The organism is Inquilinus sp. 2KB_23 (genome assembly GCF_052115705.1).
GTDB classification, from domain to species: Bacteria; Pseudomonadota; Alphaproteobacteria; order DSM-16000; family Inquilinaceae; genus Inquilinus; species Inquilinus ginsengisoli_A.
Genome location: NZ_JBFRHF010000002.1, coordinates 398399 through 411047, shown reverse-complemented (window position 1 = coordinate 411047; position 12649 = coordinate 398399). Strand labels below are relative to the sequence as shown.

15 protein-coding genes and 1 pseudogene are annotated in these 12649 nt (G+C 72.0%); 6 read left to right on the top strand and 10 right to left on the bottom strand.

Annotated elements, in window-relative coordinates; genetic code table 11:
• Nucleotides 1-249, bottom strand: a pseudogene (locus AB4112_RS04130) (hypothetical protein); the annotation flags it as partial.
• 108 nt (nt 250-357) lie between these two features.
• On the opposite strand from AB4112_RS04130, the gene AB4112_RS04125 reads away from it, so the two are divergent.
• Nucleotides 358-810 carry an SRPBCC family protein gene (locus tag AB4112_RS04125; RefSeq protein WP_309795036.1) on the top strand — a complete coding sequence of 151 codons (453 nt, stop codon included), beginning with the start codon at nt 358-360 and terminating at the stop codon, nt 808-810.
• Nucleotides 811-848: 38 nt separating this feature from the next.
• The gene (locus tag AB4112_RS04120) at nt 849-1307 is read left to right on the top strand and encodes an SRPBCC family protein (protein ID WP_309795038.1); all 459 of its coding nucleotides are present in this window, start codon (nt 849-851) and stop codon (nt 1305-1307) included.
• Here the strand turns inward: AB4112_RS04120 and AB4112_RS04115 are convergent.
• Complete coding sequence (locus tag AB4112_RS04115) at nt 1304-1693, bottom strand: DUF983 domain-containing protein (protein WP_441717252.1); 390 nt, start codon at nt 1691-1693, stop codon at nt 1304-1306. The genes AB4112_RS04120 and AB4112_RS04115 overlap by 4 nt on opposite strands.
• Before the next feature lie 130 nt (nt 1694-1823).
• On the opposite strand from AB4112_RS04115, the gene AB4112_RS04110 reads away from it, so the two are divergent.
• Entirely contained in the window at nt 1824-3143 is a 1320-nt protein-coding gene (locus AB4112_RS04110; RefSeq protein ID WP_441717250.1) for an aminotransferase-like domain-containing protein, read from the top strand.
• Nucleotides 3144-3150: 7 nt separating this feature from the next.
• Here the strand turns inward: AB4112_RS04110 and AB4112_RS04105 are convergent, their stop codons facing one another.
• Genes AB4112_RS04105 through AB4112_RS04095 form a run of 3 tightly spaced genes read right to left on the bottom strand, consistent with a single transcriptional unit; the run spans nt 3151 to nt 5324 of the window.
• Nucleotides 3151-3978: a metallophosphoesterase family protein gene (locus tag AB4112_RS04105; RefSeq protein ID WP_309795044.1), complete on the bottom strand. Its 828-nt coding sequence runs from the start codon at nt 3976-3978 to the stop codon at nt 3151-3153.
• Nucleotides 3975-4907 carry a diacylglycerol/lipid kinase family protein gene (locus tag AB4112_RS04100; RefSeq protein ID WP_441717247.1) on the bottom strand — a complete coding sequence of 311 codons (933 nt, stop codon included), beginning with the start codon at nt 4905-4907 and terminating at the stop codon, nt 3975-3977. Before AB4112_RS04100 ends, AB4112_RS04105 begins: the two co-directional genes overlap by 4 nt.
• A 27-nt stretch (nt 4908-4934) precedes the next feature.
• Nucleotides 4935-5324: a hypothetical protein gene (locus AB4112_RS04095; protein ID WP_441717245.1), complete on the bottom strand. Its 390-nt coding sequence runs from the start codon at nt 5322-5324 to the stop codon at nt 4935-4937.
• 258 nt (nt 5325-5582) lie between these two features.
• Here AB4112_RS04095 and AB4112_RS04090 point away from each other — a divergent pair, with 258 nt between their 5' ends.
• From AB4112_RS04090 to AB4112_RS04080, 3 genes are read left to right on the top strand one after another with little or no spacing between them, the layout of a single operon-like run.
• Nucleotides 5583-6035: a (2Fe-2S)-binding protein gene (locus tag AB4112_RS04090; protein WP_309795051.1), complete on the top strand. Its 453-nt coding sequence runs from the start codon at nt 5583-5585 to the stop codon at nt 6033-6035.
• 14 nt (nt 6036-6049) lie between these two features.
• On the top strand, nt 6050-8215 hold the full coding sequence (locus AB4112_RS04085; protein ID WP_309795052.1) for a xanthine dehydrogenase family protein molybdopterin-binding subunit: 2166 nt from the start codon (nt 6050-6052) through the stop codon (nt 8213-8215).
• 24 nt (nt 8216-8239) lie between these two features.
• Nucleotides 8240-8614, top strand: a complete 375-nt coding sequence (locus AB4112_RS04080) for a c-type cytochrome (protein ID WP_441717243.1) — start codon at nt 8240-8242, stop codon at nt 8612-8614.
• A gap of 80 nt (nt 8615-8694) precedes the next feature.
• Here AB4112_RS04080 and AB4112_RS04075 read toward each other — a convergent pair whose 3' ends face one another.
• From AB4112_RS04075 to AB4112_RS04055, 5 genes are all read right to left on the bottom strand, one after another.
• Nucleotides 8695-9054 (bottom strand): VOC family protein, encoded by a 360-nt coding sequence (locus AB4112_RS04075; protein ID WP_309795056.1) that lies wholly within the window; start codon nt 9052-9054, stop codon nt 8695-8697.
• 24 nt (nt 9055-9078) lie between these two features.
• Nucleotides 9079-9930 (bottom strand): AraC family transcriptional regulator, encoded by an 852-nt coding sequence (locus tag AB4112_RS04070; protein ID WP_309795058.1) that lies wholly within the window; start codon nt 9928-9930, stop codon nt 9079-9081.
• A 51-nt stretch (nt 9931-9981) separates the two neighbouring features.
• Nucleotides 9982-10521 (bottom strand): methylated-DNA--[protein]-cysteine S-methyltransferase, encoded by a 540-nt coding sequence (locus AB4112_RS04065; protein WP_309795060.1) that lies wholly within the window; start codon nt 10519-10521, stop codon nt 9982-9984.
• Between the two features lie 133 nt (nt 10522-10654).
• The gene (locus tag AB4112_RS04060; protein ID WP_309795062.1) at nt 10655-11575 is read right to left on the bottom strand and encodes a DUF4436 family protein; all 921 of its coding nucleotides are present in this window, start codon (nt 11573-11575) and stop codon (nt 10655-10657) included.
• Nucleotides 11576-11656: 81 nt separating this feature from the next.
• Nucleotides 11657-12562 (bottom strand): LysR family transcriptional regulator, encoded by a 906-nt coding sequence (locus AB4112_RS04055; protein ID WP_309795064.1) that lies wholly within the window; start codon nt 12560-12562, stop codon nt 11657-11659.
• Nucleotides 12563-12649: the final 87 nt, after the last annotated feature.

The following is a 12649-nucleotide window of genomic DNA, read 5'->3' as shown; positions in this document are numbered from 1 at the left end:
CGCCGGTGCCGCGCCGGCCAGGCCGGGCATGGCGAAGCCCAGCGCCTCGATCACCGCCCCGGTCGCCGCCCGCCACAGCCAGGTGCGATGGGCGATGATCGGATGCGGCACCGCCAGGGTCAGGGCGCCGCCGGCCAGCGGCACGCCGTCCTCGACCAGCCGGCCCCCGAGCAGGGCGAGGAATTGGTCCGGGCCCGGCGCGGCGCCGGCCTCGTCCACCAGCCAGGCGAGAGTCGTGGGCAGGTCCATGGCCCGATCATGCGGCCGGGCGCCCAGCCTGTCACCCCGCGGTGGCGAATCCGGCCGCGGCGCCGTATCCTGCCGCCACGGCGCCGCCGCGCGACCAGGAGGAACCCGATGACCGAGCCGACCGTCGTCCGGCGTGAGATCCGGATCCCGGCGCCGCCCGCCACCATCTTCGCCTTCCTGACCGATCCGGAGAAGATCGTGCGCTGGATGGGCCTGCAGGCGACGCTGGACCCGCAGCCGGGCGGCCTGTACCTGCTCGACGTCAACGGCACCGATGTGGCGCGCGGCACGTTCCGCGAGGTGGTGCCGGTGCATCGCCTGGCCTACAGCTTCGGCTGGGACGGCAACGCGATGGGGGTGTCGCCAGGGTCGAGCCTGGTCGAGATCGACCTGATCGAGCAGCCGGACGGCACGCTGCTGCGTCTGACCCACAGCGGCCTGCCGCCCGTGGCGGTCCCCGCCCACGAGACCGGCTGGGCGCATTACATGGGACGGCTCGCCGTGGTCGCTGCCGGCGGCGATCCCGGCCCCGACCGCATGCACAAGGACCCGGGGGCCTGACCGCCGCGGCCGCAGGGCCCGCAACCAGGAGGACCGCCATGGCTGATCCGCTCGTCGTCCACCGCGAGACCCGCGTCGCCGCACCGCCTGCGGCAGTCTTCGCCCTGTTGACCGATCCGCAGCAGATCCTGCGCTGGATGGGCACCGAGGCGCAGACCGAGCCGCATCCCGGCGGGCTCTATCTGGTCAACGTCACCGGCGCCCGCTTCGCCCGCGGCAGCTTCCGCGAGGTGGTGCCGGTGCATCGCCTGGCCTACAGCTTCGGCTGGGACGGCAGCACGGTGGTGCCGCCGGGGTCGAGCCTGGTCGAGATCGACCTGATCGAGCAGCCGCCCGACGGCACGCTGCTGCGCATGACCCACAGCGGCTTGCCCACCGCCGAGCAATGCGCCGGCCATGCCGAAGGCTGGGCCCACTACATCGAGCGGCTGGCCGAGGTCGCCGCCGGCCGCGACCCTGGCCCGGACCCCTGGCTGGGCCGGGACGGCCGGGACTAATCCTCGCCCTTGCGCACCAGCCGGGCCTCGCCGGCCTTGTTGATGTATTGCGCGGCGACCAGCCAGCCCTTCAGCGGGCGCAGCAGCGCCAGGCAGCCGCCGATCAGCAGTGGCGCCGAGGTCAGCAGATGCACCCAGATCGGCGGCGAATAGGTCAGCTCAAGCCAGGCGGCGAAGGCGATGACCGGGAAGCTGACGATCGAGATGACGAAGAAGGCCGGCCCGTCCGCCGGGTCGGCGAAGGAATAGTCCAGTCCGCACACCTCGCAGCTCGGCGCCAGGGTCAGGAAGCCGTGGAACAGATGCCCCTGGCCGCAGCGCGGACAGCGCGCCCGGATGCCGACGGCGAAGGGCGTCAGCACGGGATAGGATGCGGGGTCGGCCATGGTCCACCTCTCAGGTGCGCGCCGTCGGATGGCGATCCGATGGCCAGCTGTATGACGCGACACATCTAACATTGCCATACACTTTTATCAAGTGTATGGTTTTGCGATGAACCGTCGCAGTGCCTGACCGATGTCGAAATCCCAATCGATCGTCTCCAGCCTCGTCCAACGGATTCAGTCCGGCGAACTGGCCGTGGGCGTCCGCCTGCCGCCGCAGCGCCAGCTCGCGGCGCAGCTCGGCGTCGACCTGACCACGGTGACCCGTGCATACAATGAGCTGAAGCGTATGGGTCTGGTGGAGGGGCGGGCCGGCAGCGGCAGCTTCGTCCGCGATGCCGCCGCCGCATCCGATCCGGGCTTCGACCTCAGCATGAACGTGCCGCCGCAGCCGCCCGGGCTGGCGGAGCGGATGGCGCAGGACCTCGGCCTGCTGCTGGCGGCCGGCGGCGGTACCCTCGGCTACCAGCCCAGCGGCGGGACGGCGCGCGACCGGGCGGCGGGGGCGCGCTGGCTGGCCCGGCGCCTCGGCGCGGTGGTGGAGGAGCGGGTGGTGGTGGCGGCGGGGGCGCAGAGCGCGCTGTTCGCCCTGCTCGACCTGCTGCTGCAGCGTGGCGAGACCCTGGCCTGCGCCGCGCTGACCTATCCCGGCGTCCGGGCGATCGCCCTGCGTCTCGGCCTGCGCCTGGTCGGCCTGGCCCAGGATGCCGACGGCATCGACCCCGGGGCCTTCGAGGATCTGTGCCGCAAGGCTCCGCCCAAGGCGCTGTACCTGGTGCCGACCATCGCCAGCCCGACCACGGCGACCATGCCGCTGGCGCGCCGCCAGGCGATCGCGGCCACCGCCCGCCGCCACGGCGTCGCCCTGGTCGAGGACGATGCCTATGGCGCGCTGGCCGAATCGGCGCCGCCGCCGCTGGCCGCCCTGGCGCCGGAGATCGCCTGGCATGTCGCCTCGCTGTCGAAATGCGCCACGCCGGCGCTGCGCATCGCCTATGTCGCCGCCCCGGATCCGCGGGCGGCGGTGCAGCTGACCATGGGGCTGCGCGCCGTCAGCCTGATGCCGTCACCGCTGCTGGCCGCCCTGGCGACGCGCTGGATCGGGGACGGCGCGCTGGACGCCTTCACCGCGGCGATCCGGGCCGAGAACCGGGCCCGCCAGAGCCTCGCTGCCGGGGCCCTGCCGGGCGCCGACCTGTCGGCGAAACCGGACGGCAACCACCTCTGGCTCGGCCTGCCGGCGGGCTGGACCGGCGCCGGCTTCGCCGCGGCGGCTTGGGAATCCGGGCTGCTGGTGGTCCCGGCCGACGCCTTCGACGTCACCGGCTCGGCACCGGAAGCGGTGCGCCTGTCGCTCGGCGGCGCGCCGGACCGCGCCGGCCTCGGCCGGGCCCTGGCGCGCCTGGGCGAGCTGCTGGCCTGGCCCGGCACGCCGGTCTCGGCGATCGTTTGAGGTCGGCCTAGCCCGCGGGCGGCACCGCCAGCCAGCGGGCCTTCACCTTCTCGAAGCTCAGCGCCGGCATCGGCGTGAACCGGCTGCCGTCCCAGCGCCGCGGCTCCAGCGTCAGCCGGGCGCCGTCGACCACGATGCGGTTGTAGGCGTTGGGCTCGTCGCGTAGCCGGGTCGAGGTCGCGGTCGCCGCCTGCGCCACCAGGATCGGCCGGCGCACCCGGCCGTGATGGGCGGTGACGTCGCCGGTGAAGCCCCGGTGCAGGTGCCCGGTCAGGATCAGGTCGACCCCGGCGGCGGCGAAGAAGCGCAGCGCCGTCTCCGCCCGCGCGATCAGCCGGGTCTCCGGCGCGTCCGGCGGCGGCAGGAAGGGGTGGTGCGCCACCACGATCTTCAGCATGCCGCGCGGCAGCGCCCGCACCGTGTCGCTGACCCGTTCGATCTGGCCCAGGCTGATCGCGCCATGCGACCAGTTCCAATGCGCCACCAGGCGGCGGGCGGTGTTGACGCCGACCAGGGCGATGCCGCCCTCGACCAGCACCGGCGCGGTGTCGGTGGTGATGTAGCGGCGGTAGCGGGAAAAGGGCTTGGCGAAGCGCGACAGCAGGTTCAGCCGCGGGATGTCGTGGTTGCCCGGCACCACGATGATCGGCGCCTCCAGCCGGTCCAGGAAGGCCCGCGCGGCCAGGAACTCCTCGGTGCGCGCATCCTGGGTCAGGTCGCCCGACACGGCGATGACCGACGGCGCGATCTCCTTGAGGTCGGCCACCAGCGCCTCGACCAGCGCCGGGTCGGTGCGGCCGAAATGCAGGTCGGAGATGTGGGCGACGATCTTCATGACTCTGGCCTGTCCGTCCCGCTGCGGGGCACCAGCACGGTCAGCGCCCGCGGCAGGATGCGATAGCGCAGCGGCATGGCCAAGAGATGGTTCTCGCCGTCATTGGCGACCCACAGATGCCGGCGCCGGGCGACCACATTGACCCGGCGGGCGATCAGCGCGGCGGTGGCCGGATCATGCTGCCAGGTGCCGGCGACGACGCGGGCCAGGATGCGCCACAGGTCGACCCGGCGTTCGAGCCGTGCGGCGTAGACGCCCAACTGCCCGCCATCCAGCGCGGTGCGGCTGTGGATCGCGGCAAAGCCCTCGGCCAGCGGGTTGTTGGACACGGCCAGGGTGCGGGTGACCAGCCGCATCGGCCGGCCCTCGGCCTGCAGCACCACATGCAGCCGCGGGGTGCGGTCCAGCGCGCGGAAGAAGGCGCGGGCCAGCAGCAGCCATTTCAGCGGCCCGCGCCGGCGGCGCATGCGCTCGCGCTGCTGCACCATCAGCGGCGCCACGCCGAGCAGCGAGCTGTTCAGGAAGATCCGGCCATTGACCACGGCGACGTCGATCCGCCGCGTGGTGCCGGACAGCAGGGCCGGCACCGCCGCCTCGGGCGTCAGCGGGATGCCCAGGTCGCGGGCCAGCAGGTTGGCGGTGCCCAGCGGCAGGATGCCCAGCGGCCGGGCCGGCCCGATCCGGTTCTCCGGCAGCAGCCGCTCCGCTGCTGCGATCAGGGTGCCGTCGCCGCCGCCGATCAGGATCGCCTGGGCGTCGGAGGCGAGGGCGGCGTCGATCGCCAGGTCCAGCGCCGGGCCCTCGGCCACCGCCACCCGGGCCTCGGCCCCGCCGGCGGCCAGCAGCCGCTCGAATCTGTCGATGATCGCGGCGGGCGCCTGGCCCAGCAGGGCGCCCGAGGCGCCGTTCAGCACCAGGGCCACCCGCATGGCCCGCGCCTCAGCGGCCGGCCACGGTCACCGCGCCGTGCCGGTGGTGGAGCCGCAGCTGCAGCCGGTGCTGGGGATCGAGCCGCCGGGGATGGCGCAGCTGCCGTATGGGGTGACGCAGCGCTGGGCCGCCCCGGCCGACGGCAGCGGCAGCAGCGGGTTGCTCGGGGCCTTGCGGCTCAGGCTCTCGGCCTGGCGCGGCGCCGGAATCGGGATCGGCTGGTAGGGCTGGGGCTGCGGCGGCGGCGTGATCTCCTGGAACGCCGGGCGCTGGCCGTTGATGATTGCCGGCGAACCGATGCCGCCGGCGCAGGGGCTGCCGATGATGTTCGGGTTGACGATGCATTGCGCCATCGCGGCCGGTGCGGCGGCAAGGGCGAGGGCGGCGACCAGCGCCACGCGGATGAGGCGGCTCATCCCTAAGAGATGCGCCGGGACCGGCCGGCTTCAATGGGGACGGGCCGCGACACTTGTTTCGCTGCGTTGCGGCTGGCCTTGGCTTAAACTGATGGCGGACAATAAGAGCCGCAGGCCGGACCAGTTGCCGGACCTTGCAGCCAAGCTTCAAAGGCCATCGCCGATTGCGCGCGTTATCGCGACGGTCACGACGGTATAGACAGCGTTCACTGCCGGCCTTTTTTGCCGGATCAGCCCCCAGCCACCCGCGAGGCAGCCATGGCATTCACCATCAAGGTCAACGGAACCGCCCACGAGGTCGATGTCGACGGCGACACACCCTTGCTGTGGGTCCTGCGCGACGTGCTCGGCATGACCGGCACCAAGTTCGGCTGCGGCGCGGCGCTGTGCGGCGCCTGCACCGTGCATGTCGACGGCGCGGCGACGCGCTCCTGCATCACCACGGTCGACAGCATCGGCGACAGCGCCGTGACCACGATCGAGGCGGTCGGCCAGTCGCCGCAGGGCAAGGCGCTGCAGCAGGCCTGGCTGGAGCTCGAGGTGGTGCAGTGCGGCTACTGCCAGTCCGGGCAGATCATGTCGGCGGCGGCGCTGCTGACCGACACGCCGAAGCCGACCGACGACGACATCGATGCCGCCATGTCCGGCAATGTCTGCCGCTGCGGCACCTATCAGCGCATCCGCGCCGCGATCCACAAAGCCGCGGCGTAAGGGAGGGACAGACCATGCCTGATGGTTCGCACACCCTCGACCGCCGTGGGTTCCTCAAGGTCGGCGCCGCGCTCGGCGGCGGCCTCGCCCTCACCGTCGCCCTGGCGCCGTCGCTGCGGCCGGCCTGGGCCGCCGTCGAGGCGGCCGGCTTCGCCCCGAACGCCTTCATCCGCATCGACCGCCAGGGGCTGGTCACGCTGGTGATGCCCTCGGCCGAGATGGGGCAGGGCATCTACACCGCCGAAGCCATGCTGCTGGCGGAGGAGCTGGAGGTCGGGCTCGACCAGGTCAAGCTCGAGCATTCCCCGGCCAACGACGCGCTCTATGCCAACCCGCTGATCGGGATCCAGCTCACCGGCGGTTCGACCGCGATCCGCGCCTTCTGGACGCCGCTGCGGCAGGCCGGCGCGGTGGCCCGCACCCTGCTGATCGCCGCGGCGGCGAAGCAGTGGGGCGTCGACCCGGCCGGGCTGAAGGCGAAGGCTGGCACGGTCACCGACGGCAAGCGGACACTGGGATATGGCGAACTGGCCGACGCCGCGGCGGCGCTGCCGGCGCCGGACGCGAAGACGGTGGCGCTGAAGGACCCCAAGGACTTCACCTTGATCGGCACCCGCGCCAAGCGGCTGGATTCGCCCGACAAGGTGAATGGCCGCGCCGAATACGGCATCGACACCAAGTTGCCGGGCCTGAAGGTCGCGGCGATCGCGATCTCGCCGGTCTATGGCGGCAAGCCGAAGTCGGTGGACGAGGCGGCCGCCATGGCGGTCAAGGGCGTGCGCCAGGTGGTGAAGACCGACGAATCCGTGGCCGTGGTCGCCGACCATATGGGCGCGGCCAAGAAGGGTCTGGAGGCCGCCGCCATCCAGTGGGATGACGGCCCGAACGCCACGGTCAACAGCGCCGACCTGATCCGCCAGCTCGAGGAGGAATCCAAGAAGCCGGGGGCGGTGGCGCGCAACGAGGGCGACGCCGAAAAGGCCCTGGCCGGCGCGGCGCAGCGGATCGACGCGATCTACCAGATGCCGTTCCTGGCGCATGCGGCGATGGAGCCGATGAACTGCACCGTGCATGTCCGCAAGGACAGCTGCGAGATCTGGGTGGGCACCCAGGTGCCGACCCTGGCCCAGGGGATCGCCGCCGAGGTCACCGGCCTGCCGAAGGAGAAGGTGCAGGTCCACAACCACCTGATCGGCGGCGGCTTCGGCCGGCGGCTGGAGGTGGACGGCGTCGGCCGCGCCGTGAAGGTGGCGATGCAGGTGGACGGCCCGGTGAAGGTGGTGTGGAGCCGGGAGGAGGACATCCAGCACGACATGTACCGGCCCTACTACTACGACCGGTTCTCGGCCGGGCTGGACGCCGACGGCAAGCCGGTGGCCTGGACCCATCGGATCGCCGGGTCCTCGATCATGGCGCGCTACTTCCCCGCAGGCTTCAAGGACGGGGTCGATGCGGACGCGGTGGAGGCCGCCGCCGAGCCGCCCTATGCCTTCCCGTCCATCCGCGTCGAATATGTCCGGGTCGAGCCGCAGGGCGTCCCGACCTCCTGGTGGCGCGGCGTTGGCCCGACCCACAACGTCTTCGTGGTCGAAAGCTTCATCGACGAGTTGGCGGCGGCCGCCAAGCAGGACCCGGTGGCCTATCGCAAGTCGCTGTTGGGCCACAATCCGCGCGCACTCGGCGTGCTGACCCTGGCGGCGGAGAAGGCTGGCTGGGGCACGCCGATGCCGAAGGGCCACGGCCGTGGCGTTTCGGTCCAGTTCGCCTTCGGCAGCTACGTCTCCCAGGTGGCGGAGGTGGAGGTCGCGGCCGACGGGTCGGTCAAGGTCCACCGCATCGTCTGCGCCGTGGACAGCGGCATCGTGGTCAACCCGGACACGATCGAGGCCCAGGTCCAGGGCGGCGCGCTGTTCGGCCTGACCGCGGTGCTGCACGGATCGATCACCTTCAAGGACGGGCGGGTCGAGCAGGGCAACTTCGACACCTACCTGCCGATGCGGATCGACGAGGTGCCGGTGATCGAGACCCACCTGGTGAAGAGCGCCGAGGCCCCCGGCGGCATCGGCGAAACCGCCACTGCCGCGATCGCCCCGGCGGTGATGAATGCGGTCTTCGCCGCCACCGGCAAGCGCCTGCGCACCCTGCCGATCGACACCGACCTGTTGAAATCCTCGGCCTGATCCCGGACGGAGAGCACGACCATCATGAGACTGACGCATTGGGCGCTCGCGGCCCTTCTGACCGCCGGCGGCGTGACGCCGGCCCTGGCCGATGGCGACGCGGCACGGGGCCAGACCCTGTTCTCGCGCTGCAGCGCCTGCCACACGGTGACCGAACAGAACAAGATCGGGCCGCACCTGTCCGGCGTGTTCGGCCGCACCGCCGGCACCGTGGCCGGCTTCAACTACTCCAAAGGCATGGCCGCCTACGGCAAGGTCTGGGACGAGGCCAGCCTCGACACCTTCCTGTCCGGGCCGAACAAGCTCGTGCCCGGCACCAAGATGGCGGCCGGCGCGATCGCCAACCCGCAGGACCGCGCCGACATCATCGCCTATCTCAAGACGCTGACGACACCGTAGTCGGCCGCAGGCCCGATGGGCCCGTCATCGCGAGCCCGGCAGAGGCGTGGCGCTCGCGATGACGGGGCGGGGTGCGGGCCTCACCCCATCCACACCGCCTCGACATTGTTGCCGTCGGGGTCGGTCAGGAAGGCGGCATAGTAGGTCGGGCTATAGTCTGCGCGCAGGCCCGGGGCGCCATGGTCGCGGCCGCCGGCCGCAAGCCCGCGGGCATGGAAGCGGTCGACCGCCGCCCGGTCCGGGGCGCGGAAGGCGACATGGGCGCCGGGGCCCGACGCGTCGGACGGGTACAGCCACAGCGCCGCCGCAGCCGGCGGGCCGAAGCCGGCGCCGGACTCGTCGCGGCTGACCAGCCCGTGGCCGAGGGGTGCCAGCACCGCCTCGTAGAAGCGCAGGCTGGCGTCGAGATCGCGGACCTTCAGGCCGATGTGATCGTACATGGATGACCTCCGTTGATCGGGCGGTCATCCTGCGGCGGGCGCGGCCAGCCGTTCTTGGAGGATCTTGCGGTCGCCCTTCGCCGCCTGGCGGAAGCGGCGGGGCGACACCCCGGCGGCGCGGTGGAAGCTGCGCACGAAGTTCGAGAGGTCGCCGAAGCCGACGTCGTAGGCGATGTCGGTGACCGACCGCCCGTCCTCGGCCAGCAGCCGGGCGGCGTGGCGCAGCCGGGCGCGGACGAGATGCTGGTGCGGGGTGACGCCGAGCGACCGGGCGAAGAGGCGCAGGAAGTGGAACGGGCTCAGCCCGGCCGCCCGGGCGGCGCCGTCCAGATCGATCGGTTCGGCGGCATGGGCCTCGATCCACAGCGCCGCCTCGACCGCGCGGCGGCGGTCGCGCGGCGGGGCCTCCGCCGTGGTCCGCGGCCGTCCGGCAACCAGGGCGGTGAAGCGGGCGGCGAAGGCCATGCCGATCTCATCGAGGCCGAGGTCGCTGCGCCCCTCGGCCGCGGCCTGGGCCAGCTCGCCCAGCACCACCAGCCCGGGCAGCGGCGGCAGGGCACCGGCGCGCCAGGTCTCGCTATCGTCGCCGATGGCGTGGACCAGCGCCGGGTCCAGCTCGAAGGACAGGCACTCGTCGCCGCCGGCGTGATGGTCGTGGGTGCAGGTGAACTCGTCGCCGGGATGGCCGACCAGCACCGACCCGGCCACCAGCTCGAAGGCCTCGCCGCGCTGGCGGCAGCCGAAGCTGCCGCGGCGGACATAGGAGACCGAGAAGCCGTCATGCCGCTCGGCGAAGGGCGCGTCGCCCGGCCGCGCGGTGCAGATGTAGTCGAACACCGTGATCGACGGGCGCTGCAGGATCGTCTCGGCGGGCATGCGGCCGAGTCTGCCCCCGGCGGCCCGGCCGGGCAACGGTTTCGTCGGAGGTCAGAACAGCGACGGCTGGCCGCCGGGGGCGGCGCCCTCGATCTGCAGCATGCGCAGCTTGGTGTCGACCCCGCCGGGGGCGGAGAAGCCGCCGGGCTTGCCGCCGGCTGCCAGCACGCGGTGGCAGGGCACGATGATCGGGAACGGGTTGTGGCCCATGGCCTGGCCGACGTCGCGGGCCAGCAGCGGGTCGCCCAGCCGCCTGGCGATCTCGCCATAGGTCATGGTCGACCCCGGCTGGATCTCGCGGGCGATCTCGTAGACCTGGCGCTCGAAGGGCGAAACCCGGTCGAGGTCCAGCGGCACCGCGGTCAGGTCGATCGGCTCGCCCCGCAGCAGGGCGGTGATGCGGCCGATCACCTGCTGGATCTCGGGTGGGGCCGCGGCCTCCTCGGCGCCGGGGCAGCGCCGCAGCAGCCGCATCCGCGTCGTCTCCGCGCTGGACCCCGGCAGCTGCACGCCGGTGACGCCGCGCGGGCCCCAGGCGATGCCGCAGGGCCCGATCGCGGTCTCGAACAGGGTGAAGTGATGCTCGCTCATGGGCCGCATCTTACCGCAGCGGCGCGGGGCCGGCCGCCCGATTCTTGCGGTGGAACCGGTCGGGCAGAGGCTCCCGTCGAGACGGCAGGCATGTCCGCTGTCATCCGAGCGGCCACATGAGAATCCCGCCCCTTCATGGCTTCGCGCCCCGGCGCGCCCAGGCCGCGACGAACAGGCAAAGCGCGATGACCGCCCCGAGCTCGGCCCAGAAGAAGACGAGGACATCGAGCCGGACACCCAGCGGCGGCGCGCCCGGCAACGCCATGCGCAGCGCGGGCAGAGCAAAGATCACGGCGCCGAGCGCGCCGACGAGCGTGACCTCGATCCGCCGGACGCCGATGAACACCAGGCTGCCGATGACCAGGGCGCAGAGCACCATGACGATGATGGCGCCATAGATCGCGATGCCGAAGAACGCGACGGCCCCCGTGCGACGGACCGCGAATTGGAGCTGCAGTTCATCGGCGGTCTGTGCCGTCGCCTGCTGCGCCTTCACGGTGTAGCCGAGGAGACCTTCCCAGACCGTGACACGGATCGGCAGCGGCACCTCAGTGCCGTCCTGGCTTCGTTCACTCGCCGCCAGCGTCATGGCCGATACATACCGGTCGAGGGGATAGTCGCGCACGGTTCCGTCATCGAGATCGAATTCGAAGGTGACCTCGGGGAGAGGCTGGCCAGCCCCGATATGCACATGCTCGATCTGCTTGCCACGCGTGATCCGGATCAGGAAATCGCGATCAGCGGCCGTCGACGCTGCATCCACCAGGGACGGATTAGGCGTCATGCTGATCCGCATCTGGAGAGAATCATTGACCGGATCGACCTGAATCGGCTGCAGGTAGAGCCTGACCCTGGCGTCGCCGGCCGAGGTGCCGAATTCGGTTTCAACCGGTGCGGTCGACACATCGATCCAGGCAAGCGTGAGAGCGTAGGCGATCACACACCCGGCCAGCAGCGCGGCCAGCACCAGGGCCCGGCGCGGCAGCGAAGCGGGTCGTGCCGGTGAAGCGTGTTCTCCGGTTGCATCGGCTGCCGATTTGTCGGAGACGTCCATGACTTCGCGCCGCAGTTTTCGGGATCATTTCAAAGCCGAGGCTAGGCCGGCAAGCCCGATCAACCCACTACCTCCTAAGCCTTAGTCCCGGTCCAGCCCCGGAATGGCCGGCAGGGCGGCGGCGAGGTGGTCGACGAAGGCGCGGACCTTGCGCGGCTGGAAGCGGCCGGGCGGGGTCACCGCCTGCACCTCCAGCGGCGCATAGGCGTAGCCCCGCATCACGCGCACCAGCGCGCCGCTCTCCAGCAGCGTCTGCACCAGCGGCAGTTGGGCGCCGCCGACGCCCAGGCCCTCGCGGATCGCCTCGACCAGCACGAAGGCGTTGTTGGCCAGGAAATGCGACCGCACCCGCACCTCCAGCGGGCCGTCTGGGCCGATCAGCGGCACCGCCTCGCCGCCTGGGGTCCAGCTGAAGCGGATATGGGGGTGCTGCGCCAACTCCTCCGGCGTCTCCGGGCTGCCATGGGCGGCGATATAGTCCGGGGACGCGACCAGGATCCGGCGCAGCGTCGCCAGCCGGCGCGCCACCAGCCCCGACGGCTTCAGCGCGCCCAGGCGGATGGCGACATCGACGCCCTCGCCGATCAGGTCGGCATAGCGGTCGTCCAGGATCAGCTCGACCGTCAGGCCGGGGTGGCGGCGGTGGAAGCCGATCAGGATCGACGCCAGATGCGCCTGGCCGAAACCCACCGGCGCATGCACGCGCAAGGCCCCCTGCAGCGCGTCGGCCGGCCCGGCCAGCCCGTCCTCGGCCTCGGCCAGCGCCTCCAGGATGCGAGTGGCCTGGGCATAATAGCGCTCGCCGGCCTCGGTCAGGGCCAGGCGGCGGGTGGTGCGGTTGATCAGCCGGACGGCCAGCCGTCGCTCCAGCGCCGCGACCTGCTGGCTCACCGCCGGCTGGGTCAGGCCCAGCGCCCGCGCCGCCGCCGACAGGCTGCCCAGCTCCGCGACCCGGACGAAGGTCACCATGGCGGTGAAGCGGTCCACGATCCAATCATCTCAAAGCAGTTCTTATGGATGATAGCATTTTCCCGCGTCTACTCGCGCTAGGCTGAATGGATCATCTCTGGTGCC

Coding starts and splice junctions, on each gene's coding strand:
- AB4112_RS04125 (WP_309795036.1), top strand. CDS start 358: ATGACCGAGCCGACCGTCGTCCGGCGTGAGATCCGGATCCCGGCGCCG.
- AB4112_RS04120 (WP_309795038.1), top strand. CDS start 849: ATGGCTGATCCGCTCGTCGTCCACCGCGAGACCCGCGTCGCCGCACCG.
- AB4112_RS04115 (WP_441717252.1), bottom strand. CDS start 1,693: ATGGCCGACCCCGCATCCTATCCCGTGCTGACGCCCTTCGCCGTCGGC.
- AB4112_RS04110 (WP_441717250.1), top strand. CDS start 1,824: ATGTCGAAATCCCAATCGATCGTCTCCAGCCTCGTCCAACGGATTCAG.
- AB4112_RS04105 (WP_309795044.1), bottom strand. CDS start 3,978: ATGAAGATCGTCGCCCACATCTCCGACCTGCATTTCGGCCGCACCGAC.
- AB4112_RS04100 (WP_441717247.1), bottom strand. CDS start 4,907: ATGCGGGTGGCCCTGGTGCTGAACGGCGCCTCGGGCGCCCTGCTGGGC.
- AB4112_RS04095 (WP_441717245.1), bottom strand. CDS start 5,324: ATGAGCCGCCTCATCCGCGTGGCGCTGGTCGCCGCCCTCGCCCTTGCC.
- AB4112_RS04090 (WP_309795051.1), top strand. CDS start 5,583: ATGGCATTCACCATCAAGGTCAACGGAACCGCCCACGAGGTCGATGTC.
- AB4112_RS04085 (WP_309795052.1), top strand. CDS start 6,050: ATGCCTGATGGTTCGCACACCCTCGACCGCCGTGGGTTCCTCAAGGTC.
- AB4112_RS04080 (WP_441717243.1), top strand. CDS start 8,240: ATGAGACTGACGCATTGGGCGCTCGCGGCCCTTCTGACCGCCGGCGGC.
- AB4112_RS04075 (WP_309795056.1), bottom strand. CDS start 9,054: ATGTACGATCACATCGGCCTGAAGGTCCGCGATCTCGACGCCAGCCTG.
- AB4112_RS04070 (WP_309795058.1), bottom strand. CDS start 9,930: ATGCCCGCCGAGACGATCCTGCAGCGCCCGTCGATCACGGTGTTCGAC.
- AB4112_RS04065 (WP_309795060.1), bottom strand. CDS start 10,521: ATGAGCGAGCATCACTTCACCCTGTTCGAGACCGCGATCGGGCCCTGC.
- AB4112_RS04060 (WP_309795062.1), bottom strand. CDS start 11,575: ATGGACGTCTCCGACAAATCGGCAGCCGATGCAACCGGAGAACACGCT.